29 protein-coding genes are annotated in these 23,748 nt (G+C 61.7%); 19 read left to right on the top strand and 10 right to left on the bottom strand.

Annotation, left to right across the window (positions count from 1 at the left end):
- The first annotated feature begins 914 nt into the window (after positions 1 to 914).
- From AC6I9R_RS22310 to AC6I9R_RS22285, 6 genes are all read left to right on the top strand, one after another.
- A complete protein-coding gene (locus AC6I9R_RS22310; RefSeq protein WP_461428689.1) occupies positions 915 to 1,235 on the top strand; it encodes a rod-binding protein in 321 nt (106 codons plus the stop codon).
- A 20-nt stretch (positions 1,236 to 1,255) separates the two neighbouring features.
- A complete protein-coding gene (locus AC6I9R_RS22305) occupies positions 1,256 to 1,576 on the top strand; it encodes a hypothetical protein (protein ID WP_461428688.1) in 321 nt (106 codons plus the stop codon).
- A gap of 327 nt (positions 1,577 to 1,903) precedes the next feature.
- A complete protein-coding gene (locus AC6I9R_RS22300) occupies positions 1,904 to 3,385 on the top strand; it encodes a flagellin N-terminal helical domain-containing protein (protein ID WP_461428687.1) in 1,482 nt (493 codons plus the stop codon).
- A 77-nt stretch (positions 3,386 to 3,462) separates the two neighbouring features.
- A complete protein-coding gene (gene flaF / locus AC6I9R_RS22295; protein ID WP_497863047.1) occupies positions 3,463 to 3,879 on the top strand; it encodes a flagellar biosynthesis regulator FlaF in 417 nt (138 codons plus the stop codon).
- Positions 3,876 to 4,280, top strand: a complete 405-nt coding sequence (gene flbT, locus AC6I9R_RS22290) for a flagellar biosynthesis repressor FlbT (RefSeq protein WP_461428685.1) — start codon at positions 3,876 to 3,878, stop codon at positions 4,278 to 4,280. The genes flaF and flbT overlap by 4 nt, the downstream gene beginning before the upstream one ends.
- Positions 4,277 to 5,074 carry a DUF1217 domain-containing protein gene (locus AC6I9R_RS22285; protein WP_461428684.1) on the top strand — a complete coding sequence of 266 codons (798 nt, stop codon included), beginning with the start codon at positions 4,277 to 4,279 and terminating at the stop codon, positions 5,072 to 5,074. Before flbT ends, AC6I9R_RS22285 begins: the two co-directional genes overlap by 4 nt.
- A gap of 21 nt (positions 5,075 to 5,095) precedes the next feature.
- Here AC6I9R_RS22285 and AC6I9R_RS22280 read toward each other — a convergent pair whose 3' ends face one another.
- Positions 5,096 to 6,418, bottom strand: a complete 1,323-nt coding sequence (locus AC6I9R_RS22280; RefSeq protein WP_461428683.1) for a FliI/YscN family ATPase — start codon at positions 6,416 to 6,418, stop codon at positions 5,096 to 5,098.
- Between the two features lie 104 nt (positions 6,419 to 6,522).
- On the opposite strand from AC6I9R_RS22280, the gene AC6I9R_RS22275 reads away from it, so the two are divergent.
- Genes AC6I9R_RS22275 through AC6I9R_RS22235 form a run of 9 tightly spaced genes read left to right on the top strand, consistent with a single transcriptional unit; the run spans position 6,523 to position 11,100 of the window.
- Positions 6,523 to 6,876: a FlgB family protein gene (locus tag AC6I9R_RS22275; protein WP_461428682.1), complete on the top strand. Its 354-nt coding sequence runs from the start codon at positions 6,523 to 6,525 to the stop codon at positions 6,874 to 6,876.
- A 2-nt stretch (positions 6,877 to 6,878) separates the two neighbouring features.
- Positions 6,879 to 7,271 (top strand): flagellar basal body rod protein FlgC, encoded by a 393-nt coding sequence (flgC, locus tag AC6I9R_RS22270; RefSeq protein WP_461428681.1) that lies wholly within the window; start codon positions 6,879 to 6,881, stop codon positions 7,269 to 7,271.
- A gap of 29 nt (positions 7,272 to 7,300) precedes the next feature.
- Positions 7,301 to 7,585, top strand: a complete 285-nt coding sequence (fliE, locus tag AC6I9R_RS22265) for a flagellar hook-basal body complex protein FliE (RefSeq protein WP_461428680.1) — start codon at positions 7,301 to 7,303, stop codon at positions 7,583 to 7,585.
- A gap of 4 nt (positions 7,586 to 7,589) precedes the next feature.
- Positions 7,590 to 7,856 (top strand): flagellar biosynthetic protein FliQ, encoded by a 267-nt coding sequence (locus tag AC6I9R_RS22260; protein ID WP_461428679.1) that lies wholly within the window; start codon positions 7,590 to 7,592, stop codon positions 7,854 to 7,856.
- A 3-nt stretch (positions 7,857 to 7,859) separates the two neighbouring features.
- Positions 7,860 to 8,582 carry a flagellar hook-basal body complex protein gene (locus tag AC6I9R_RS22255; protein WP_461428678.1) on the top strand — a complete coding sequence of 241 codons (723 nt, stop codon included), beginning with the start codon at positions 7,860 to 7,862 and terminating at the stop codon, positions 8,580 to 8,582.
- 18 nt (positions 8,583 to 8,600) lie between these two features.
- On the top strand, positions 8,601 to 9,386 hold the full coding sequence (gene flgG, locus AC6I9R_RS22250; protein ID WP_461428677.1) for a flagellar basal-body rod protein FlgG: 786 nt from the start codon (positions 8,601 to 8,603) through the stop codon (positions 9,384 to 9,386).
- Positions 9,386 to 9,808, top strand: a complete 423-nt coding sequence (gene flgA, locus AC6I9R_RS22245) for a flagellar basal body P-ring formation chaperone FlgA (RefSeq protein ID WP_461428676.1) — start codon at positions 9,386 to 9,388, stop codon at positions 9,806 to 9,808. Before flgG ends, flgA begins: the two co-directional genes overlap by 1 nt.
- The gene (gene flgH, locus AC6I9R_RS22240; protein WP_461428675.1) at positions 9,805 to 10,539 is read left to right on the top strand and encodes a flagellar basal body L-ring protein FlgH; all 735 of its coding nucleotides are present in this window, start codon (positions 9,805 to 9,807) and stop codon (positions 10,537 to 10,539) included. Before flgA ends, flgH begins: the two co-directional genes overlap by 4 nt.
- Before the next feature lie 18 nt (positions 10,540 to 10,557).
- The gene (locus tag AC6I9R_RS22235; protein WP_461428674.1) at positions 10,558 to 11,100 is read left to right on the top strand and encodes a flagellar basal body-associated FliL family protein; all 543 of its coding nucleotides are present in this window, start codon (positions 10,558 to 10,560) and stop codon (positions 11,098 to 11,100) included.
- 13 nt (positions 11,101 to 11,113) lie between these two features.
- Here AC6I9R_RS22235 and AC6I9R_RS22230 read toward each other — a convergent pair whose 3' ends face one another.
- The 9 genes from AC6I9R_RS22230 to AC6I9R_RS22190 all read right to left on the bottom strand — a co-directional run bounded on the left by AC6I9R_RS22230 (position 11,114) and on the right by AC6I9R_RS22190 (position 20,285).
- Positions 11,114 to 11,494, bottom strand: coding sequence for a hypothetical protein (locus AC6I9R_RS22230; protein WP_461428673.1), 381 nt, complete (start codon positions 11,492 to 11,494; stop codon positions 11,114 to 11,116).
- Positions 11,491 to 12,579 (bottom strand): flagellar type III secretion system protein FlhB, encoded by a 1,089-nt coding sequence (flhB, locus tag AC6I9R_RS22225; protein WP_461428672.1) that lies wholly within the window; start codon positions 12,577 to 12,579, stop codon positions 11,491 to 11,493. Before flhB ends, AC6I9R_RS22230 begins: the two co-directional genes overlap by 4 nt.
- Positions 12,579 to 13,292: a flagellar biosynthetic protein FliR gene (locus AC6I9R_RS22220; protein ID WP_461428671.1), complete on the bottom strand. Its 714-nt coding sequence runs from the start codon at positions 13,290 to 13,292 to the stop codon at positions 12,579 to 12,581. The genes flhB and AC6I9R_RS22220 overlap by 1 nt, the downstream gene beginning before the upstream one ends.
- Positions 13,293 to 13,345: 53 nt before the next feature.
- Complete coding sequence (gene flhA / locus AC6I9R_RS22215; protein ID WP_461428670.1) at positions 13,346 to 15,427, bottom strand: flagellar biosynthesis protein FlhA; 2,082 nt, start codon at positions 15,425 to 15,427, stop codon at positions 13,346 to 13,348.
- Positions 15,428 to 15,585: 158 nt separating this feature from the next.
- Positions 15,586 to 17,736 carry a hypothetical protein gene (locus tag AC6I9R_RS22210; protein WP_461428669.1) on the bottom strand — a complete coding sequence of 717 codons (2,151 nt, stop codon included), beginning with the start codon at positions 17,734 to 17,736 and terminating at the stop codon, positions 15,586 to 15,588.
- Entirely contained in the window at positions 17,733 to 18,599 is an 867-nt protein-coding gene (gene motA, locus AC6I9R_RS22205) for a flagellar motor stator protein MotA (RefSeq protein ID WP_461428668.1), read from the bottom strand. The genes AC6I9R_RS22210 and motA overlap by 4 nt, the downstream gene beginning before the upstream one ends.
- 42 nt (positions 18,600 to 18,641) lie before the next feature.
- A complete protein-coding gene (locus tag AC6I9R_RS22200; protein ID WP_461428667.1) occupies positions 18,642 to 19,175 on the bottom strand; it encodes a MotE family protein in 534 nt (177 codons plus the stop codon).
- A gap of 87 nt (positions 19,176 to 19,262) precedes the next feature.
- Positions 19,263 to 19,754, bottom strand: a complete 492-nt coding sequence (locus AC6I9R_RS22195; RefSeq protein WP_461428666.1) for a DUF6468 domain-containing protein — start codon at positions 19,752 to 19,754, stop codon at positions 19,263 to 19,265.
- Positions 19,755 to 19,766: 12 nt separating this feature from the next.
- A complete protein-coding gene (locus AC6I9R_RS22190) occupies positions 19,767 to 20,285 on the bottom strand; it encodes a flagellar basal body-associated FliL family protein (protein WP_461428665.1) in 519 nt (172 codons plus the stop codon).
- A 75-nt stretch (positions 20,286 to 20,360) separates the two neighbouring features.
- Between AC6I9R_RS22190 and fliF the strand changes: the two genes are divergently transcribed.
- From fliF to fliP, 4 genes are read left to right on the top strand one after another with little or no spacing between them, the layout of a single operon-like run.
- A complete protein-coding gene (fliF, locus tag AC6I9R_RS22185; protein ID WP_461428664.1) occupies positions 20,361 to 22,109 on the top strand; it encodes a flagellar basal-body MS-ring/collar protein FliF in 1,749 nt (582 codons plus the stop codon).
- Positions 22,106 to 22,741 carry a FliH/SctL family protein gene (locus AC6I9R_RS22180; protein ID WP_461428663.1) on the top strand — a complete coding sequence of 212 codons (636 nt, stop codon included), beginning with the start codon at positions 22,106 to 22,108 and terminating at the stop codon, positions 22,739 to 22,741. The genes fliF and AC6I9R_RS22180 overlap by 4 nt, the downstream gene beginning before the upstream one ends.
- Complete coding sequence (locus tag AC6I9R_RS22175; RefSeq protein ID WP_461428662.1) at positions 22,741 to 23,025, top strand: FliM/FliN family flagellar motor switch protein; 285 nt, start codon at positions 22,741 to 22,743, stop codon at positions 23,023 to 23,025. Before AC6I9R_RS22180 ends, AC6I9R_RS22175 begins: the two co-directional genes overlap by 1 nt.
- A complete protein-coding gene (gene fliP, locus AC6I9R_RS22170; protein ID WP_461428661.1) occupies positions 23,012 to 23,740 on the top strand; it encodes a flagellar type III secretion system pore protein FliP in 729 nt (242 codons plus the stop codon). The genes AC6I9R_RS22175 and fliP overlap by 14 nt, the downstream gene beginning before the upstream one ends.
- Positions 23,741 to 23,748 lie beyond the last annotated feature (8 nt).

Here is a 23,748-nt window from a genome sequence, read left to right as displayed (position 1 = left end):
CAGTCCGCTCTGAAGGCGGACTGGTGAGCGCTTTTGTTTGAGGCGCCACACCGTCTCCGGGGGGGATTGTGAGCGGACCGGACTGATCAGATTGCGGTAAGGTGGCAACCTCGTTGGTCGGGCTTGTCGCAGGCCTTGGCGCGATGTCCCCCGATGCGCCCGCTGTAAATTGCACTGGCGGTTGCGGTTGCCTGTCGATCCTTCGCGAGTCTCCTGCGCCCGTTGGATCATCCGCAAGGCGATGGCGGGCATCGATGTCGGATTTGCGTGGAGGTAAGGAAGGCACGTCGGGGCCGTCAGGGTTTGCCCGGGTCAGATATTCGCTGACCAAGGGTGGCGGGCTTGGGTCTTGCGGTTGAATTGATTCTTGCTCTGCCGTTGGCGATGTAAGCACGCGCGTCTGGGTCAGGGGTTGGGTTGGCGCAATGTCGGGGCTCGCGTCAGCAACCCGCGCATTGAAGGCGATTTGCGGAACCGTTGAAGGTTCAGGCTTGGGCGCAGCGAGCTCTTCCGGCAGAGACTGGGGTAACCTGCCATTATCTGGGGCACCGTCATCTGTGGGGAGCACTACAGTGCCATCTGCCGAGTCAGGAAGATCTGCGGTGTCAACGGCTGACAGCGGGGAATGGGCAGCGCCCCGGCCCATACCGTCGGTCAAAACCGCAGAACCAGGCGGCGACATGGCCGCAAACGTCGCCCCAAAAATGGCGCCCTCAGGCCCGTTTGGCGTCCCGTCAGGGCGGCTTCGCGTATGTGTGCCTTGCCCCAATGTGGTGAGGCTTTGGAACAGATCATCCATTCTGGCTGTCCGTATTTGTTGTCAGTGCCCCCCTTGTTTAACCGCCAACCTCCTTACGATTTATTTACGCGCGTCTGCCAAGTTCGAAGAAATCCCTCGAATGCGAGAGACTTTGATGAACACACCGATTCTATCCGCAACGCCGGCCCAAACCTCGACGCTCGGGCCCGGCGCGCCGCTTTCCTCCCCTGACCCCCATGCAGAGCTGCGCGAGGTCGCTCAAGACCTTGAGGCGGCCTTCCTAGCCGAGATGCTGAAGCACGCGGGCTTTGGGGAGGCGCGGGATCCGGACAGTTTCGGCGGTGGCATTGGGGAAGAGCAATTTAGCTCCATGCTTCGCGATGAACATGCCCGCACGCTGTCGGGGCGGGGCGGTATTGGCCTGGCCGAATCGATCTTCACATCGCTCGTGCGGCGCGCGGAGGCGGGCCAATGATGGGGTTGCGAAAACCAGCTGTGAAATGCGTTTCAGACCTTTTGGAGGCGCAACACCGCGCCCTTCTAAGCGGTGATCTGGATGTCTTGGGTCGCATGGCACCGGAATTGGAGCGCGCCTTTGAAAGGTTGCGCCGGGAACGCGGCGCCAAGGACGACGTGGCGCGGATCAAGGCCGCGGCCGAGCGGAACGCGCGCCTTCTCATGGCGGCGCAAGCGGGCGTGGCTTCCGCGCGCGCGCGCCTGACGTCGTCCCGGTCGCCCGAACTGACGACCTATGGTGCCAATGGCAAAAGCCAAACGGACGCCGCCGCCGTCAGCCGGACCTTCGCGCGTCGCTAAACCAAGACGATACTTCTGGACAACGACTTCTCGACCGTTTCTTGCGGCCCATCCCCTCGCAGGCATTCGTGTTCTGCGTGTCTTCAAGACTGAGCCCTCGACTCGCCCCGCAGACCATTCAAATCCTCTGCATTCAACGTGGCGGGCTTAGCAACTTGTTTAGGCTTTCTCCCCAAACACAAGAGCGCACCCAAAGGGGTGGCGTGGCCCAAAACACATCGGGCCACAGCCGTCAGAAAGACGTTTCAATCGGGGTCCGCACACCGGGCGTCGAACCCAAGAACAGCGTGAAAAACACACGCTACCCAACCAATGGAAAGGGACGTCATGTCCAGTATTCTGACGAACAACAGCGCCATGGTCGCGCTTCAGACCCTCAAGTCGGTCAATGCCAACCTCCAGCAAACACAGTCCGAGATTTCGACCGGTAAGTCCGTGGGCTCGGCCAAGGATAACTCCGCCGTTTGGGCGATTTCCAAGGTCATGGAGTCCGACGTGAAAGGCTTCAACGGCATCCAGGAAAGCCTGTCCTTGGGTGAGTCGACCGTGGCCGTGGCCCGGAATGCGTCCGAGACGGTGACCGATCTGCTGACCGATATCAAAGGCAAGATCGTTGCGGCCCAGGAAGAGAACGTTGATCGCGCCAAGATCCAGGAAGATATCGATGCGCTGACGGACCAGATCAAATCGGTCGTGGGCGCCGCGCAATTCAACGGCCTGAACCTGGTTAGCGGGACCGAGGATGTGAATGTCCTGTCCTCCCTCGATCGTTCGGGCAATGGAACGGTCGCGGCCAGCAACATCACGGTCGAACGCCAGGACCTTGGCACCGTCGCCGGCACCTATGGATCTGGGACGAGCCTTTCGGCCAACGGAACGGCGAGCGCGGCTGCCGTCGTCAACACAGCCGTGTCTGAAACCCTGACCATCGCGACTGACACGGACGTATCGACCGATTCCTTTTCGATTTCGATCGCTGGCAGCACGGTGAACTTCGGCATCGGCGACCTGACCGGCAACCAGGATGCCGCTGCAACAGCGATCAGTGGTGCAATCAACGCCCTTGGGCTTGAGGGTGTCACGGCGTCCGTCGCCACGAACGTGGTCACCATCAACTCCACCCGCGCGTTTGAAGAGGTTGGCCTGACAGCGCTCAAGAATGGTGCGGCAACCGGTGTCACACTTTCGGCCACCGAGATTGGTGAGCGCGCGGAGAACGTAACCTTCTCGGCCTCGGCCAATGTGAACGAAGGCGATGGCTACCAAGTCACCGTGGGCTCGCAAACGCTGACCTATGTCGCAGGCAAGGGCGAAACCTTTGAGGATGTCGCACGGGGCCTGAAGACGGCGATTGACGCGGCCGGGATTGAAAACATCACCACCCAGGTGGCGAAGAACGACAGCGGCCAATGGCAGTTGAAGGTCGACAACGATGGCGCATCGTTGGCGTTTTCCGTCGTCGGCGCAGCCGGTGGTGAGGCTTCCGGCGGTCTGTTCGGACTTGGCGGCATTGACGTCACGACCAACAATGGTGCGGACGCGGCCCTCGATAACATCGAGACGCTGATCCAGACCTCCATCGACGCGGCAGCCTCCTTCGGTTCGGTCCAGGGCCGGATCGAGACGCAGTCGGATTTCGTCGGCAAGCTTGTCGACTCGCTGAAGTCCGGGATCGGCACCTTGGTGGACGCCGATCTTGAAGAGACGTCGGCCCGTCTGCAGGCGCTGCAGGTGCAGCAGCAGCTGGCAACCCAGTCGCTGTCTATCGCCAACCAGGCGCCACAGAACATCCTGTCGCTGTTCCGGTAAACTAGCTTTCCGCCGGGGCGCAGTACCCGCGTCCCGGTGGACACTACCCCGTACATTCTCGCGATTGATCAAAGATCATGATCGCGCCCGGCCCAGATGCCAGCTCAAGGAGCACCCCCGTGATTTCCACCTCGCTTGCCCAAACCGCTTATTCCGCCGCCGCCACTCCGGTGCGGACTGAGCGGGGCACCGAATACGCCGCCTTTCAAACCGTGACAGCGCGCCTCAACAAAGCCCGGCGCGACGGCGCGCCGATGACCGAGCGCGCCACAGCGCTACACGACAACCGAAAGTTGTGGACCATCCTCGCCTCGGATTTGGCCGATAGCGACAATGGCTTGCCGCAGTCGCTGCGGGCACAACTGTTCTACCTGGCTGAATTTTCGCTATTGCAATCGCGCAAAGCACTTCACGAGGCTGACGCCCTGGGCGCTCTCGTTGAAATCAACACCGCTGTGATGCGTGGGCTTAGCGGACAGGAGGCGGCGGCATGAGTGGTCTTGTCCTAAAGCTCGGGCCCAAGGAACGGGTCCTCGTCAATGGCGCAGTGATCGAGAACGGAGACCGGCGTACGCGCCTGTCGATCGTCACGCCGGGCGCCAACATCCTGCGCCTGCGCGATGCGATCCATCCCGATGAGGTGAATACGCCCGTGCGCCGGGTCTGCTATATCGCGCAGCTCGTTCTGTCCGGTGACGCGGATTTCGAAGAGGCCAAAACGCAGCTTTTGCGCGGGATGGAGCAGCTGAGCCAGGTTTTCACGGATTCCGACAGCCGCTCTCTCCTGTCCCAAGCCACCGACAATCTTGTCGATGGCCAAGTCTACCAGACCCTCAAATCGCTGCGCGGGCTTCTGGCCCGGGAAGAGCGGATGATGGCGGCGACTCGTCAATGAGCTTTGCGCCGGTCCTCCCCCTTGGTGGCTACGCGGGCTGGAAGGTGCTGCAAGCAACCCTGGAGACTCAGCAAACGCGGTTTTCTGAGGATCCCGCGCAAAGCCGCGACCGCGCCTATTTCAAGGAGAACATCGGCGCTATCACGTCTGCGGAAGAACTGGTCAATGATTACCGCCTTTTGCGGGTCGCGCTTGGAGCCTTTGGACTGGAAGAGGATCTTCCAAATCGGGCGTTTGTTGAAAAGGTCCTGTCGGACGGCGTCACGAGCGATGACGCACTGTCAAACAAACTGGCGGACAAGACCTATCGCAAATTCTCGGAAGCCTTCGGCTTTGGCAATGAATTGCCGCCGTTGACCCAGGGACCGGGGTTTGCCGACAAGATCCTAGCACGGTTCGACCAGCAGGCGTTCGAGGTTGCAGTGGGCGAGCAGGACACGGATTTGCGATTGGCGCTTGAGGCCACGCGGGAGCTTCCTCAAATCGCGTCGGCCGGGTCCAGCGACACGACGGCTTGGTTGACCGTGCTCGGCGATCCGGCGCTGCGCCAAGTGTTCGAGACCGCCTTTTCACTGCCCGACACAATCGGGTCCGTGGATCTCGATCAACAGTTGGACGCTTTCCGGAAGGGGGCGGAACGGGTGCTGGGTTCTTCCGAGTTTAGTGTCCTGCAAGACCCTGAAGCGGTGGAAGACCTCGTGCACGCGTTCACCTTGAAGGCTCAACTTGCCGCTGGCCCTTCTGCGTTTACCCGAGGGGCCACCGCCGTGACGCTTCTGCAGAACCTTGTCTGACGGCACCGCGCGCCTCGACATCTACTTTCCAACAGGAACATCAGCGGCGGACAGGATTTTCCGCAATTCATTGAATGTCTGCCCGATATCGACGGCGGCAGCGCTGCCTATGAAGGCGTCCAGATCGCTCCAAACCGTTACGGCTCCGTCCGTCACGGGATCGGTTCCGGGTGTGTATAGACCGGCTTGCAGCATCATTTCGGCGCGATCATAGGCCCCAAGCAAGTGCCGGGCGCGCAAGATCATTTTGTTCTCTTCCGCGGATGCCGCGTTTGGCAGGGAACGACTGACGGACCGCAACAGATCAATGGCGGGATAACGCCCGCGTTCCGCGATCTCGCGCGATAAAACGATGTGGCCGTCCAAAGTGCCGCGCATGATGTCGGCCACGGGTCCCTCCATATCCGAGCCCGCTACCAAGACCGAAAAGATCGCGGTGATATCACCCTGCGTACCAGCCCCGGGCCCGGCGCGTTCAGCAAGCGACATGATTGTTTGAGCCATGGAGGCCGGAAAACCGCTGGGGCCAAAGGGCTCTCCTGCGGCGGCGGCGACATCGCGCTGCGCCTCGGCAAACCTCGTGATGGAATCGGCCAGAACCAACACGTTGCGCCCTTGATCACGGAAGTATTCCGCGACGGCCATCATCGCATGTGCCGCCCGCGCGCGGGTCAGGGTCGGGCGATCCGAGGTGGCTGCCACGACAACTGCACGCGCCAAGCCTTCCGGCCCCAGGGTTTCGCTGACGAAGTCGCGAACCTCGCGGCCCCGTTCCCCGATCAGTCCGATGACGACAACATCCGCTGTCATTCCTTCCGACAAGGCAGCCGTCAGCCGCGATTTCCCAACGCCAGAGCCCGCGAATAGTCCCACGCGCTGGCCCTGGACGATGGGCAAAAGCGTGTCAAAGGCGGCAAATCCTGTTTGCAGACGGTCGCCCAGGCCACGCCGCGCGGCGGGCGGGGGCGGCGGTGTCACCAGAGGGTAAGCGACAGGACCTGGCAGAATGGCGCGGCCATCCATTGGCGCGCCGTCCGGGTCGATCACCCGGCCAAGCCAGCTGTCGTGGGGCGAAATCGTGGGCGGCCCCAGGTGCGTGACCGCCGCCCCAAGGCGAAATCCGTCCGCAGGCCCTTCCGGCATGACCCGGGCGCGCCCTTCTTCCATCGCTAGGATCTCGCCGCTGACCTCGGGGCTGAACCGGACGCGGTCGCCCAGGGCGGCGACCCGGTCGAGGCCCGAGACGGTCACACAATCGCGCCCCATCGAGGAAATCTTGCCAACGGCCTGTGCCGTTTTGATGCCACGCAGCTGCGCGCGCAAAAGATCGAATGCGTCGGTCATGGCGGGTTCTCCGGGCCAACCGGCACGCGGGCCGCGCGCCTTCATTACGGAATGTAAAGGAATCAGTCTTAAGCATTGGTGTAGCCGAGATGGGAGAAGCCCAGATGTTTGAAGGCCTAGAGATTTTTCAACTTGCCGGTGGGCTCGCCCGCCATGCCGCGTCCAGACAGGCCGTGGTCGCCCAGAATATCGCGAATGCCGATACCCCCGGCTACCGCGCCCGTGACGTTGCGGATTTTGAGCAGACCTGGCGCAATATGACGGCGGAGGCCCGGCAGGGTCGGGCCGAAATGCCAATGCGCGTGATCGATGCGGGCACGCCAGCCTCGCCTAATGGCAACTCCGTTTCACTGGAGTTTGAGATGTTGCGCGGGATCGAAGCGCAGCGTGCCCATAGTCGCGCCATGCGGGTCTACGGATCGGCCATGACGATTCTGCGCACAAGCATCGGACGCTGATCATGACAGATTTCTCAAACGCCTTATCAGTTGCCGCCTCTGGCATGCGCGCGCAGGCTCAACGACTGACCCATGTGTCCGAGAATATCGCCAATGCCGATACCCCTGGATACCAACGCAAGATCACCAGTTTTGAGGCCGAGCGTGGCATTGGTGCCGCCGATGGTGCCGTGCGCACCGGCCCCGTGCGCCTCGATCAAACTGCACTACCAGTGATCTTCGATCCCTCCCACCCGATGGCCAATGACGCCGGAAGCTATGAAGGCTCCAACGTTGATCTGGTGATCGAACTGGCTGACGCGCGCGAAGCGCAGCGGTCTTATGAGGCCAACCTTCGGATCTTTGACCAGATCCGGCAGATGTCCTCGTCCCTGAACGATCTGCTACGTCGCTAACCCCCACCCACATCTGAGGAGAAACCCGGATGGATATCAATCAAGCCCTTGCTGCCCGCGCCTACGGGCAACCGCGCCCAACCCCGCAACCGACCGAGGCGCAGGAGACAGGCGCTTTCACGCAAGCTGTTTCCAGCTTCGCCGAGACCGTCGCCAATGGGGAGTCCCAGGCGCGCGCCGCAATGACCACGGGCGCCGATCCCCATGCATTGGTCACCGCCCTGGCACAGACCGAACTGGCAGTGGAAACCGCCGTCACCATCCGCGACCGAGTGGTGGAAGCCTACCAGGAAATCCTGCGGATGCCGGTCTGACCCGATGGATGAAATGATCTTCTTTGACACCCTGCGCCAAGGGCTCTGGATCTCGGTCATCACCGCGACCCCGATCCTTGGGGCAGCCCTGGTTTCCGGCGTTCTTGTTGGCCTGTTTCAGGCGCTGACCAGCGTGCAGGAAATGACGCTGACGTTCGTGCCGAAACTCGCGGCTATCGTCGTCGTCTTCTGGGTGTCGATGGGGTTCATGTCGCAGACGCTCGTCTCCTATTTCACCGACACGCTCGTGCCGATCATCGCTGGGATGTAAGCTATGGATAATGCAGGATATACCTCGCTGACCCGCCTCTCTGGCCTGATGCGAGAGATGTCGGTTGTGGCCAACAACATCGCCAATATCTCGACCACCGGTTTCCGATCCGAGGGGTTGGTCTTCGCCGAACATATCGCCCCGACCGGGCCTCGGGACCCGTCGCTTAGCATGGGTTCCGCGATTGGTCGGTCGATCAGTGCGCAACAAGGCGCGCTGGAACAGACGGGCAGCGAATTTGATCTCGCCATCGAGGGGGAAGGGTTTTTCCTGATCGGCACCCCCGAGGGTGAGGTGCTGTCACGCGCCGGCGCCTTCATCCGCAATGACGCCGGAGAGTTGGTGACACCCGACGGCAGCTATCTTCTCGATGCTGGCGGCGCCCCGATCTTTGTCCCGCCCCAAGCCAGCACAGTTGCCGTTGCGCCGGATGGAACGGTGTCTGCCGATGGGCAGCCTCTGACCGTTGTGGGTCTTTACATGCCCAACGACCCGCTGGAACTGACCCGCCGCGCTGGCACCGCATTCACAGTCGAATCCGGTGTTCAGCCCGCCGAAAACGCCCGCCTTTTGCAAGGCTTCCTAGAGCAATCCAACGTCGATCCGGTGATGCAGGTCGCACGCATGATCGAGGTCCAGCGCGCCTATGAGCTTGGGCAAAGCTTCATGGACGCCGAAGACAATCGCATCCGTGATTTCCTCCGCACCGCTGGCCAACGCAGTTAATCCAGAAAGGATGACCCCATGAGAGCCTTGGATATCGCCGCTACGGGCATGAGCGCGCAGCAACTGCGCGTCGACGTGATCTCAAACAATATCGCGAATATGTCGACGACCGGCTACAGCCCGCGCCGCGCTGATTTCGCGGATTTGCACTACCAGCAAATGGTGCGCGCGGGTGCCATCAACGCCTCTGACGGAACGATTGTGCCTGCGGGCGTTCAGGTGGGCCTTGGCGTGCGCCCGGCGGCCGTGACCGTGACGTGGGAGCAAGGATCCCTCGGGGCGACGGGCGGTCAGCTGGACGTTGCCATCGAAGGGCGCGGGTATCTGGAAGTGACCCTGCCAAGCGGTGAAAGCGCCTACACCCGCGATGGCGCGTTGCAGCGCACCGGCGACGGTTTGATCGTGACCAATGACGGGTTCGAAGTGAACCCGGGCATCACCATTCCCGACGACGCGCGCGATATCTCGATCAATGCCAACGGAGAGATCTACGCCTCCTTCCTGGATCAGGTTGAGCCGCAGTTATTGGGCCAGCTGAACATGGTGCGTTTCTCGAACGACAACGGACTGGAGGCGATCGGGTCCAACTTGTTCCTGGAAACTGGCGCGTCCGGTACCCCTTTGGCCGGTGATCCGGGGCAGGACGGGCTGGGGACGTTCCGGCAAGGCTATGTGGAGCAATCCTCCGTCGATGCCGTGCGCGAAATCAGTGACCTGATCGAAGCGCAGCGTGGTTACGAGTTGAACGCTAAAGTTCTCACCGCCGCGGATCAGATCCTCGGCGCAACGACGCAGGTGCGCTGATGCGGTGGCTTCTTGTGATGCTGGCGCTCGCCAGCCCCGCCGCAGCCCAGGAAACCGTGATTGCGGCAGGCACCATTCGGGGCTCTACGATGATCGGCCCGGCCGACGTGGCCGTGATCGAGGGCGCAACTCCGGGCGCCTTGTCCGACATGGCGCAAGCCATCGGCATGGAGGCGCGGGTAAACCTTTATCCCGGTCGCCCCATCCGCCCCGGTGACCTGCGCCCGCCCGCGATCGTCGAACGCAATGAGATCGTTTCGCTGCGCTACAATTACGGCGGACTTCTCGTGATGACTGAAGGCCGCGCGCTCGACCGCGCCGCCGAGGGGGAGGCGCTCCGCGTCATCAACCTCGCCTCCCGCCAAACCGTTACCGCCACGGCCACTGGGCCGGGCCTTGTCACCGTTGGACCCAATCGATGAACCTACGCTCCATTGTTTTCCTGACGCTCGCCGCCCTCAGCCTGACGGCATGTGGCCGTTTGCTTGAGGTGGGACAAACCCCAGACCTGACGTCACCCGCCAATGGCAATGAGGTTTTCGCGATGAACGTGATCCCGCTGCCCGATGCGCGCGACGTGCCCGCAAGGGCCGAGGGGGCCTCCCTTTGGACGTCGGGGCGCGCCTCGCTTCTGGGGGATCGCCGCGCCAGTCTGCGGGGGGATATCCTGACGGTTGTGATCGAAATCGATGACAGCGCCGAGTTCTCCAATTCGTCTGAGCGGGAACGGACCGGGTCCGAGCAGATGGGCATCCCGAACCTGTTCGGCTTGCCCCAGCGCGCCGATGGGTTCTTGACCCAAGGTGGATCCCTGGGGGAAGCGGTGGAATTTGACAGCGCCAGCAGCTCGTCAGGCGAAGGGGCCACGCGCCGGAATGAGCAACTGACCCTGCGCGTTGCCGCGACGATCACCGAGGTTTTGCAGAACGGCGTTCTGCGGATCGAAGGCAGCCAGGAGGTGCGGGTGAACAATGAGGTGCGAGAGTTGCTGGTCACCGGCTACGTGCGGCCCGAGGATATCTCGCGCCAGAACGCCATCGAGTACGACCGGATCGCGGCGGCCCGGATCTCCTACGGGGGCCGGGGGTTGATCACGGACGTACAGCGCCCGCGCTACGGCCAGGAAATCGTCGACACCGTTCTGCCATTCTAGCCCGGAAGGACTCGTCCCATGAAGAGATTGCTTTTGCCGATCATCCTCCTGTTCGTCGGAGTTGGGGGCGGAGTTGGTGCCGGGCTGATGTTTGGCGGCGGCTCTGCACCTGCGACGGAAGAACGCGCGGGTGAGGACGAAGCCGATGCGGACCCGGAAGCGCAAGCCGAAGGGGATGACGCCGCCGGTGATGCAGATCTTGGTGAGCCTGCGCGGGTAGAGCCCGCTGGCGAGGGGACGGAGTACGTTCGGATTAACAACCAATTCGTCGTGCCCATCGTGCGCAACGGTTCTGTGCGGTCGCTGGTCGTCATGTCTCTCTCACTTGAGGTCGATATTGGGGGAAGCAGCGCGATCTTCGATCTGGAGCCGCGTTTGAGGGATAGCTTTCTCAGGGTCATGTTCGCCCATGCCAACGCCGGCGGTTTTGACGGCCGGTTCACCGAAGCAGCCGCCATGGCGCCGCTTCGGTCCGCATTGCGCGAAGCGGCGCAAGGCGTGTTGGGGCGGGGCTCTACCCACGACGTGCTGATCACGGACATCACGCGGCAAGACGCCTGATCCCGGGATCAGCTCATCGCAACAAACGGCGGCGCGCCTCCAGCTTGGCGGCGACCGTTCGCTTTTCGCCCATGGCAGCCAGGGCCTGATCCCGCCCGACTGCCCTAGCGGCGGCCCGGCGGGCCTTTTCCAGGGCAACGCGGGCAGCCGCAAGTTCGGTCAGGGCGTTTGCCTGTTTCACCCGCAACCGCTCTGACTGGCCAAGCATGGTTCCAGCAATCGATGGATCATCCGTGCTGGCCATCAACTTGGCGCGGTGACTTGCGATCTCGGAAATACGGGCCTCGATCCGATGGACCTTTGCAGTGGCAGCGACGACCGGCTGCAAGGCGTGGTCTGCCAGGAGCCCTGCGATATCCTGCAGGCGCTTCAGTCGCTTGTCCGGACCGCTCATCGGCGGGCTTTCGCTTTGGATCGCATGAGATCAGCGAAACGGATGGCGGCGGCGACGGCCCGATATTGATCGGGTGCGATCGGCGCGCCGATCTCGATACTGGCGTGCAAGGCGCGTGCGGTTGGCGGATCCGAGAATATCGGAACGGCAGCCTCGGAGGCGGCTTCACGGATCCGCCGCGCCACCTCGTCGACACCCTTGGCGACGCAAACCGGCACACCGCCGCCCAGTCGATCCCATTTCAAGGCGACGGCGTAGTGCGTGGGGTTCACGACGATAACGTCGGCCCCAGCGACGTCGCCAATCATCTGGTTCATGGCGATCTCCTGTCCCCGCATGCGGCGTTGCTGTTTCATGTGCGGATCGCCCTCGGCGCTTTTGGATTCGTCCATGATGTCTTGCCGGGTCATGCGGTTGCGCAATCGCAACTGGCTCCACTCCCAGAACCAATCGATGAATCCGATCGTGGCCGCCATGCCCGTCACGGCCATCAGGAAATCGAGCGAAAGGCGACCCAATTGCTCCAGCAGCTGACCCGCGGTGCCATAGAGGGACGCCAGAATAGTCTCAGCTCGCGCCCAAAGAAAAAGTGCCAGAAAAACCGAGACGAGCGCCAGTTTGACCGCTGATTTGGCGAACTGGAACATGCCTTGGGGGCCGTATTTCTGCTTGGCATTGCCGAGAAGGGACAGTCGGTTGAGCTTCGGCGCCAGTTTGGACGGCGTGAAAAGCAAGGCACGTTGCGCGATCAGGGCCACCAGTAAAATCCCGGCGGGGATCATCAGGATCGACCCCGTCGCCAGCAGGCTTCCCGACAGCAAGCCAACAGCCGGCCCGTCGCCGCCGGGGCCGAGCATCAGGGGCGCGATCACCTCGGCATGGCCGAGCGTCATTTGCGTCATCTGCCCCAGATTTTGCACGAGCCAGGGGGCGAGGATGTACCCTGACAACAAAAACCCACCATACACCACGGCGGTGTTCAGATCCTGTGACCTGACGATCTCACCCTTGTTTCGGGCATCCTCCATTTTCTTCGGGGTCGGATCATATGGCTTATCGCTTGGGCTGGTGTTTTCGTCGCTCATCACCGCCCCCCGATTGGATTGGCAAGCGCGCCCTCAAACGCATGGAGCCAGACCGGCAGAATGAAGGGCGTGGTGATCAGCAGCAGGACCAATCCACCCCAGGTTATCGCTGGGGCGCCAACGAAGGCGACCATCAGCTGCGGCATCGCCTTGTTAATCACGCCAAGCGCCACGTTGTAGATCAAAGAGGCGATGAGGAAGGGCGCGGCGAGGGACACGGCCAGCGAAAAGCTGGCGCTGACCTCATCCACGCTCCATCCGGCAAGATCCCGTGGGCCGGGCAGATCTCCAAAAGGAAGCACGCTGTAAGAGCGTAGAAACGTCTCGACAAGGTGGACGTGAAGGCCCGACAGCACGGCCAGGGTCAAACCGCCCAACATCAAGATCGCGCCCATGGCGGGCAGAGGGTCGGGCGTCGCGCCGCCCATGATCTGGCTCAGCGATGTCGATTGTGCGGCGATCGTTCCGGCAACTTGCAGGGCATGGACCAGAAATCGCAGGGCCATGCCGATGATCAATCCCGCTATCAGCTCGGAAAAGAAGGCCGTGATGGGGGGCAGGACCTGGTCCGCGGCGAGTTGTGGTTGCATCGCCGGCGTGAGGAAAACCGTGAAAGCCAGCGCCGCGCCCAGGCGAACCCTGACGGGGATCATCTGATCCCCGAGACCGGGCAGCACCAGAAAACAAGCCCCCACCCGGAGAAACACCGCCACGGCCGTGGCAAGCCACACTTGAGAAAGAGCAAGTATTTCGGCAAGCAACTCGATCATGGGGCGGCCAAGCCCACCAGGGCGGGTTTGGCTTCCAACCCGATCTCTTCAAAGGAGAAAACGGGGTTGGTAATGCCGCGCGCCGACAGAACGGTGCGCAGGAAACGGCGGCGAAGCGATGAGGTGACGACGGCCGGAAAGGTTCCCTTTTCACTGGCCACGGCGACTTTTTCGCCCACCGATTTTGCGAGGGCGTTGAACTCATCAGGCGGCAGCGCGATTTCTGGCAGACCGCCATCGCCGCCGATCTGGAAACGCATGAAGATGTCTTCCCAATCACTCGACAGCTGGATCAATGGCAAGGTGCCATCGCTCCGCTTCATGTCAGCGATCAGTTGAAACCCGAGGCGTTGGCGGACGTGTTCACAGATCATCTCGGGCTGGGTTGTGGTGCCGCGCGACTCGGCAATTGCCTCCAGAATGAGCGGCAGGTTGCGGATTGAGACCTGCTCGGACAACAGGAGGCGAAGGATCGAGTGCAGCAGGTCAAGCGGCACTTTGTCGGGCACCAATTCATTAAGGAGGCGCCTGTTTTCCTCGGACCGGGTACCATCGCTGAGGGTGATGAAGGCATCGAGTTGCCGTTGCAGCGTCTTGAAGGTCATCAAACGCGAAAGATTGCGCTTCAGCACCTCCAGAAGATGTGTCGCCAAAACCTCGGAAGGGGTAACAACGGTCATCCCGGCGAGGCCTGCGCGCTCGCGATCTCGAGGGTCGATCCACCGTGCGGGCGCGCCGTAAACAGGCTCTGATGTTTCTTCGCCATCGGGCAGGTCAACGGCGCCGTCCTGGGTCAACATCAAGACCCGCGAGGGGTTGAGCTGCGCGGTCGCATGTTCCACGCCGAGGAGCCGGATCGAGTACGTTCCCGGTGGAAGGTCGCCGCGATCGGTCAACCTCATTTCAGGGAGCAAGACACCAAACGACCGTGCCACATGCTCCCGCATGTTCTTGATCCGGGCATCAAGGCCGGTGGCCGGGTCGAGGGCGAGGCTCACAAGATCGGGCGAAAACTCGACGTGGATGTCGTCCACATCCAGCAGGTCACCGCTGGTTTCTTTGGGCGCTTCCAAGGTCTCGGCGTTTGGGGTGGCGTCAGGTGCTGCCTCCTTTTCCACGGTTTGAATGCGTCGCCACGCGGCATAGCCAAGTGCGGCTGAGCCGAGCAGGAACGGCGCCATGGGCAGGCCGGGGACCAAGCCAAATATTGTCATGAGTAGGGCGACGGCGACCAAGGCAGAGGGATGCCGACCAAGCTGCGCAAAAAGCGCCGTGTCGGTGGCGCCGCTGGCCCCGCCGCGTGCCAAAAGAAGGGCGGAAGCGATCGCGATGATGACCGATGGGATTTGGCTGACCAATCCGTCGCCAATGGTCAGAATGGAATATGTTTCAAAGGCTTGACCGATTGGCATGCCGTGAATTGTGGTGCCGATGATGAGGCCCACAACAAGGTTCAGGAGGGTGATCAAAAGACCGGCAATGGCGTCGCCCTTCACGAATTTCGACGCCCCGTCGAGAGAGCCGAAAAACGTTGTTTCTGCCTGCTCCCGTTCACGCCGGGTCTTGGCTTCGGTGTGGTCGATGGCGCCTGCGGCCATGTCACTATCAATGGCGAGTTGTTTGCCCGGCATCCCGTCGAGCGCAAAACGGGCCCCGACCTCTGCCATGCGCGCGGCGCCTTTGTTGATCACGATGAAGTTGACGATCAACAGGACGCAGAAGATGACCAGCCCCATGACGACAGAGCCATCGATGACGAACATCGCAAACCCCTCGATCACGCTTCCCGCCGCGTCGGTGCCGGTGTGTCCCTGGCCGATGATCAGTTTGGTCGAAGACACGTTCAGCGACAGGCGCAGCATCAGGGACGCAAGTAGCACCGTCGGAAATGCCGAAAAGTCGAGCGGTCTTTCGATGAACAGGGTCACGGTGAAGATCAGGATGGCCAGTCCGAAGGAAGCGGCCAATCCGATGTCGAGGATGAACGAAGGCACCGGCAAGATCATCATGATGATCACCGCCATGAGCGCGAGGGCAAACAGAATGGTCGGTTGGAACAGCGCTTTTGCGGACATCATGGCTGCACCGTGGAGGCACTATGTTCGTCGGTTTGGACAGGATTGGATTGCCGCAAGGCGCCCGCTGGACGACGGCCAAGGGCATGCGGCACATGGCTGGCTAAGTAGGTTGCGTTGTCTCGGCGTCGCATTCTGCAGAGTCCGATCACTTGGTTGAGTTAGGGAAGGGAGGGCCGCGCCAAAAGATCGATGATTTCCGACCTCATTTCACGGCTATCATCGAGGGTCGTAGTCAGGGTTTGAAGATCGGGAAACGGGTCATTGGTCGGTGCCTCAGAGGCCGCATTCAGTTGCACCAACCGCTCGGCGATCGCGGCATGGGCGCCATCACCGGTTTCGACAAGACGCGTCCAGTTGGCCTCCTGCCAGGCCAGCTCAGCGCCGTCCTCGGTTTCTTCCGGCGGAGCATCGGGGGCAGGAAGGATAAGGGGCCGGCGTACATCGCGTAGGATCTGGGCGGCCTCAAAGAGCCCTTCTTCTCGTAAGGCGGCAATCGCGCGCACCTGGACACGGCCATCTGCTGACCCCTCAGGACGCCAACTGCTGCCGTAGGTATATGCGAGCACGACCAGAGCGGCCGTGTCACCCACGCTCACGCGTTCGGCGATCAGATCGGTCAAAGCCTCAGCCCGCGCCGCCTCGCTCCGGGCGGTGTCTCCCAAACGATTGATCGCTTCGTCGATCTGACCGAGTGCGGCGTGCCCAAGCAGCGTTTCGCGCCAAAGATCGTCGGTTTCGGGCCCCTCTCCGGTTTCGCGGATCAGCGCGTCTGCGGCGATCAAACGGGTCGGCGTGGGCAAGGTGCCAACACGCCGATCAAATGCAAGCGCATGGGTTAGGACCGAGACGGGATCCCCGCCATCGTCGCGCAAGGCCTCGGCCAGTTCCTGCTGCAATTGGGCGGGGGGTGCGTCCGGGGAAATGCCTATTTCCAGGTCCAATATGCGCAGGGCGACAGCATCGATGCGCCCTCCCCGGTAGAGCACGTCGCGGACATTGTGCGCCGTATTATCGTGTCCATCAGCGACCAACTGTCGGGCAAGGCGGGGCCCCATGTGATCGCGCAAGCTGGGGGGCAGATCGCCAAAGGCGCGCTGAATGGCTGACGTATCATCGTCGTTGAGGGGAACCGTCACGGCCCCGGCCAAATAGCGCCAAAAAAGCTCTCCCTGGGTGCAAAGATCGGTGGTTTCGACGGGAATGAACGGGGCGGAATCGGCTCCATCCACGAGGGCTGCAACATGCAGCAAGGCGACCGGAGGGTCTGGGAGTTGTTCAAGCCAAAACCGGGCCTCGGCGCCGAACCCGAAGTATAGGTAGTGCTGAGCCAACGCGAGGGTACCGGTGGTCGTAAGGACATCGCGTTCATCATAGAGATCCCGCCGAAGGGCTCCAAGGTTCTGGTAAAGGCTGTCTCCGTCCGACCATTCCGCAACAACGAACGGACGATTGTTGCAGGATGCCTCAGCCGACGGAGAGCTGAGCGGCAAATCCATGGGCAGGGTCGTGTCAAACGCGGTTTCAGCGCGGATCGGCAAGGGGCCGCTAGGGGGCTCGACCGGCGTGCCATGGGGGTCGCGTGTTGGCGCAGTTTCGACTGTAGGCGGGGTGGGTTCCGCTGGCTCACTTGCGCTCGGGCCAGCGTTGTCTGTCGGGTCGCCGAGGGTCATTGCCTGGTCCGGCGCGATGTCCAACAGGCCAGATGCCGCCGCGCGGGCCAATTGCTCCGCCATGATCTGAGCGGCTTCTGCCAACCTGGGATTGGGGGCCTCGGTTTCAGGGACGAGCGTCGGTTCCGGGGGCACCACGTTGGCAAGCGGCACTGCCACGTCAGGCAAGCCGTCGGGCGACCCGAGCAGAGTTGCTAGGTTGGGAAGCGCATCTGCAGCCGCTGCCCGGTCCCGGGCATCAGGGTCAAGAACCTCGGGGGCGGGCGCGTTTGGGTCGGGGTCTGCGATGTCGATGACGAGGTAACGCGAATTGTGGCGGAAACTGGTTACCGGGCAGTCGCAGGCAAGCTCAAGCGACAGCGCCTCGGCTGCCGTTAAGCCGGACAAGCGGGAGCGTTGAATGAGGTCAAAAGCCGTTGATGTGTCGAAGCCGTCCACCGAAGGGGTCAGGGTCAATTCCCACTGATCGTTCTGGTTTTGTTCAAGATCCCATTGTCGATCAGCCCCGATCGGCAAAACCAGCCTGGTGAAGCCCGGGTGGTCGCCCGATTGAATGCGGATCGTTTGAGCCAAAGGAAGCGTCGGCCATGAAATGCCAAGGCCGACGACCAGAAGAAGGAAATAAAGAGCACGCTTCATGCCGCTTGCTTGAGACCCCGCAGCGCCTCCTCCAAAACGTTGAAATCCGGGCGCACATGGTGCGGTGCGTTCTGGCGTCCCACTTCAATGCAGATATTGGTGGCATGGCTATGAAGGTTGGCGATCAAGACCTCTCGGATCATGAGGTAGAATTGGTGATCCTCTTCGATCACAGCCTTCATTTTCGCCGCGAACGGACCCACGAAACCATAGGCCAGGAACACACCTAGGAACGTCCCGACCAGAGCGCCACCGATCAGGCCCCCAAGGACTTCTGGAGGTTGATCGATGGACGCCATCGTCTTGATGACCCCCAAGACGGCGGCGACAATCCCAAGAGCAGGCAGGCCGTCAGCCACGGTTTGCATGGCATGGCTGCCGTGCATTTGGTGGTGAACGTTCTGCTCCAGCCGTTTATCCAGAACCTCTTCGACCTGGTGAGGGTCATTGTAGTTCATGGCGGCGGATCGCATCGTGTCGCAGATCAGTTCCACCGCCTCGTGATCCTTCAGGATTTTCGGGTACCGCGCAAAGATCTCGGACTCTTCGGGGTTTTCGATGTGCTCTTCGACCGCAACGGCGTTTTGGCGCTGCAAGCGGATCAATTCGAACAATAGACAGAGCAGATCCTGGTAGTCCGAATCCTTCCAAGTCGGCCCCTTGAAGACCTTCACCAGCGCGCTGATCGTCGCTTTGATGGCGCCTTTGTCGTTCGAGATTAAGAAGGCACCCACGGCGGCGCCAATGATCATCATCGACTCAAACGGCAAGGATTTCAGAATGATCCCGAACTTGCCTCCGGCCAGTTTGTAGCCGCCAAAGACCATGACGAAGACGACGACAATTCCGATAATTCCAAGCATGGCGGGTTCTCCTGCGCTGTAATGAGGCTTGGCAGCAAAGACTTAAGATTCGGTGTCTGCACCCGTCGCTTCTTCAGGGTTGCGCAGCGTTGGCGCACCTGCGTTGCGTGTCGCGATCACGACCGAGATTGCGTAGGCAATCGCCGGGTCCAACTCCGCCATGATCGCGCCGCTTGCGGCCGGGGTCATGCGGGTCAGAAAACCTGCCGCGAAGTTGGGGTCCATCTGCGCGAAAAGAGCCGCGGTCTGATCGGCTTCCATGGTTTGGTAGACTTCGGTCAAACGTGTGAGGTCCGCTTCAGCGGCTGAATCAGACGTTTGGATCAGGGCCTGCAGGCGTGCTTCCGCGGCCTCAAGGACGGCCAAGCGCTCTTCAATCAACGGCTGAACCGCCTCAATAGCGCGCTCGCGGTCTGCGACAGCCGCTTCTCTTTCGGCCAACCGGTCGCGCAAAGCCATGACTTCGTCCAGAGCTGCTCGGATCGGGGCTGTCGGCCCTATGTCTGACGTGTGCAACTCCGGGTCCGATGCCTCTGCGGCTGATACAAGACGGAGGTCGAGGGTCCCCAGTCGCAAGATTATTGAGGCCGCAAAAATGAGCCCGAGGGTGATCAATAGACCGCTGCGCTTGAGGCGACGTATTTTTTGGGTTTTCGACATGGGCTACGCCGACGCCGAACGGTGGCGGGCAAACAGAGGCTCCGCGGTCGGAGCCGCGGCTTGATCCCGTTCCGCAGCGGCCCTGCGAGATCCAAAAATCGGCAGAACGTCCTCGTCTATTGGTTCGTTCGTCCCGAGATCAGGCTCCAACGTCTCGTCGGGCTGCGCCTCCACCGCGTCGACGCCAGGCGCTTGAACGGAGATCGCTTCTTCAGCGAAGTCGTGGCACGCCGCGATCATCATCTCTAACTCAGACGAGATCTCCCGGGCCTGGTGCACCAGATCATTGAGCTGACTGCCCGCGCCGTCGGATCCAGACTTGGCTTCCTTCAAGGCCGCTTTCATCTCATCAACTTGGCTGGACATCACCGCGATCGCGCCGCCCAGGCCCTTGTCAAAGCTGGTTAACCGCGACAGGCGGCGGGAGAGGACCATGCAATAGGCCATCGCGCCGAGGCTCGCAAAAATGACCAGAATATCAGCGCCGTAACTCATGAGGAGTGTCATTCAGTTCACCAAAAATTGTGTGACGAGGAGGTCGCGGACCCGGTCAGTACCGGACACCACTTGAATGCGGCGCAGCATCTGAGACCGCAGTCGCGCAAGGCTTGTGGGGTCGCTTAACTCAGATATCGCCACCACCCGCAGGTAGGAGTTCAGGACGTCAAGCACCCTCGGGGTGAGCTGCGTGACCTCTTCCAAATGCTCTGGCCGCACCTCAAGAACGGCCCCAAAAATCAGGTTTCTGTTCGATTCCTCGGCCCCGAGCGAGATGACCATGGTCTCCAGCTCAAGAAATGCGACGTTCGTCGGACCCAGCGCGGGCCCATGCCCGCCGTCGTCGCCCTGACCCGAACCATCGTCTGCCGAATGCTCTCCCGTGCTGGTTTCCGCCGCCAAAGGCCCCTGCGTCACAGCCCAGAATCCCCCGCCGCCGCCCGCCGCGGCGAGAATCACGCCGACCAAAAGCGGGACGAGTAAGCCCTTCTTCTTCTTGGGTTCTTCGATTTCACCGTCTTCTGACATGGTTCACACGATCTTGTTTCGTTCTCATTCGTTTTAACCCCAAGGCACTAACCGATTGTTAATCCTGCGGCGTCTATGTCTGAGGGCATCGGGCCAGAACGGCTCGGCGTGAAAGGGAACGTGTTGAACACGCTGCTGGAGATGTGGAACGGTTTGGATGGGCGTCGTCGTGGCGTGCTGGTTGGCGGCCTCGCCGCGCTCGCTGTTGTTCTTGTGATCCTGACGCGGATTGCGTCGCAGCCCTCTTTTCAGCTTCTTTATAGTGGCTTGGACCCCGCCGCCGCCGGTGAGGTGGTGGAGGCTTTGGCCGCGCGCGGCGTGGCCCATCGGATCGACGGCGATCAGATTTTCGTCGACGCTTCGCAGCGCGATGAACTCCGGATGGCTTTGGCCGGTGAAGGCCTGCCTGCCAACGGCCCCCAAGGGTACGAATTGCTTGATTCGCTCTCGGGGTTCGGCACGACGTCGCAGATGTTTGATGCCGCCTACTGGCGCGCCAAGGAAGGGGAGTTGTCGCGGACAATCCTGGCCTCTCCCGCCATCCGGGCCGCGCGCGTGCACATCGCCAACCCATCCTCTGACCCGTTTCAGCCGACGAATGAAGTGACGGCCTCGGTGGCAATCCGCCCTTCCTCAGGAGGGCTCGCGCCCGGGCATGCACAGGCCCTCCGGTATATGGTTGCATCGTCGGTGCCCGGTTTGCGGCCGGACAATGTTACCGTGATCGATGCGGATTCTGGACAAGTGCTCGGCGGGCAAGGGCAGATGACACCGGCTGCCGATGCGGCGGGACGTGCCGTACAGTTGCAACAGAATATCGAACGCTTACTGGCCGCGCGGGTTGGGCCGGGAAACGCAGTTGTTCAGGTCTCCGTCGAGTTGGAAACGGCGCGGGAGACAATCCTGGAGCGTGTGATTGATCCCGAAAGCCGTGTGATCGTCGCGACGGACACCGAAGAGATGGACAATGCGACGACCGACGGCGCCGCCGCTGGCGTGACGGTTGCGTCGAACTTACCCGATGGAGAGGGGTCTGGGGGCGAAGGTTCATCTGCACAAACGACCGAATCGCGCGAACGCGTAACCTTCGACATGTCCGAACTGCAGCGTGAGGTAGAGCGGGAGCCTGGCGATATCCGCCGGATCACTGTCGCGGTGCTTCTCAACGGGATCGAAGAGGTCAACGGCAACGGCACCGCCGAGACCGTTCCGCGACCCGATGCGGAAGTGGAAGCCCTCACAGAGCTTGTCAGGTCCGCCGTCGGCTACAGTGAATCTCGGGGCGACTTGGTTACGATCCAGTCCATGGCCTTTGATGCGGCGGCGATCACAGATTTGACGGAGGCTGGCTTCGCGGATCGTCTGAACCTCGACATTGGCCAGATCATCCAAACTCTCGTGCTGGCCCTTGTCGCCTTGGCGATTGCATTCGGTCTGCTGCGTCCGCTGCTTTCCCGTGGTGCGCCAGGCGGCCTGAATACCCTTCCGCCGCTCGACCCCGCTGGAAGCTTGCCTTCCCCCAATACCGACGCGGAATTCGACCCGTCCGCGCTGCCGATGGCGGCGTCCGACCGCCCAGAGCTGCGCATGGCCGATGAAGCAGAGGAGTCGAAGCCGCCAGTCCCGGCGTTGTCGCAAATGGGACTGGCCTTTGATGATGCCTTACCGATGATGATGGCCGGCGCGTTGACCGAAGAACTCGAACAGAACCTCGAAGATATGGATCCTGTGGATCGCCTCCGCCTCCTGATCCAGGAACGTGAAGAAGAGACGGTCCAGATTCTGCGCAACTGGATGAACGAAGATGAGGAGGCGGCAGGATGACGCGGAGCCTCATCCTGAAAGACTTCGCGTCACCGTACACGACCCAGAGCCTTCATTCCATGGAGGCTGAGGTGCCGCCGGCGGACCAACTCCAGGACGAGACGGATGCGTTGGAATCCTACGATGCCGGGTACAAATGCGGGTGGGCTGATTGTGCCGCTGCCGAGGTTGACGAGCGAACGGCCATTGGGGCTGACCTCGCAAAGAACCTTTCGGAGGCGCAGCTCACCTACGAGACGGCGCGCCGCGACGTCATAGCAGCCCTTGGGCCCTTCTTTGCCGACGTCGCCGCTACGCTTTTGCCGAAGATCGCATCAGCGGCCTTGGCGCCGACTGTCCTGGCCGAACTTGGCGCATTGGCGGAAGACCAGACCGAGGCGGAGATCGAGATTCGCGCCGCCCCCTCGGCCTGCGCGGCGTTGGAGCGGTTGGGGGAAACTGAGCAACTCTCCGGTCTCACCGTACGCCCGGAGCCCGCGTTTGCGGAAGGGCAGGTTTCGATCCGCGTAGGCTCGGAACAAAGAGATCTCGACATGGCCAGCGCGGCAAATCGGATCGCAGACGCCGTTGCAGACTTCGCCGCCCAATCTTCCCAGTTTGATGCCCAAACCCCTTCCAAAGGAGTCGCCTGATGTCTGAGCCGAAGACACCCAATGCACGCGCCGCAGCCCTCCACTCGGTTCCGATCGAAATCAGGGTCTGTGTCGGAAAAGCGCGGCCTCGCCTGTCTGACATGTTGGCAATGGAGCCCGAGACCGTTCTACCGCTCGACAGCCGCATCGAAGACAAAGTCAGTCTTTGGGTCGGTGACAAGATGATCGCCGAGGGCGATCTGGTTGAGCTGGATGGAGATAGGGCCGGGCAACTGGCCGTGCGCATCGTTGCCCTCATGGACCATGGCGATGCTGCGGCTTGAGCCAATCCTCTTCCTGGCGCTGGTCGCCTTTGTGCTGGTGTCGCCCGGCAGCGCGATGGCGCAGGAAATCACGCTTGATCTGGGGGACAGCAGCAGCCTGACGGCACGGTCATTCCAACTTATCGCCCTGATCACGGTGCTCAGCTTGGCCCCCGGCCTCGCCGTGATGATCACCTGTTTCCCCTTTGTGGTCACGGTCCTGTCGATCTTGCGACAAGCCATCGGTCTGCAACAATCGCCCCCGAACATGCTGATCGTCAGCCTGGCGCTTTTCTTGACGTACTTCGTCATGGCCCCGGTGTTCGAGCAGGCCTATACGACGGGAATCGCGCCGCTAATCGCAGGCGATTTGACACCTGAGACGGCGATCCCCGTCATCTACGAACCCTTCCGCACGTTCATGCTCAACCGCGTCGACATGTCGACACTGGCCAGCTTGGCCGAGCTTCGCCCCGGGGCAGATGCCGTCGATCCAGACGCCTCGGTCTTGATCCCGTCGTTCATGTTGAGCGAAGTGGAACGGGCGTTCCAGATCGGCTTTCTGGTCTTCCTCCCGTTCCTCATCATCGACCTCGTCGTTGCCGCGATCCTCATGTCGATGGGCATGATGATGGTGCCGCCCGCGATCGTCTCGTTGCCCTTCAAACTGGCATTCTTTGTGGTGGCAGATGGGTGGGTGCTGATCACCGGCGCTTTGGTTCGAAGCTATTTTTGACCGTCCCA

This window comes from Gymnodinialimonas sp. (genome assembly GCF_059726805.1).
The sequence above is the reverse complement of the archived record's forward strand: the minus strand, read 5'-3'. Positions and strand labels throughout refer to the sequence as shown.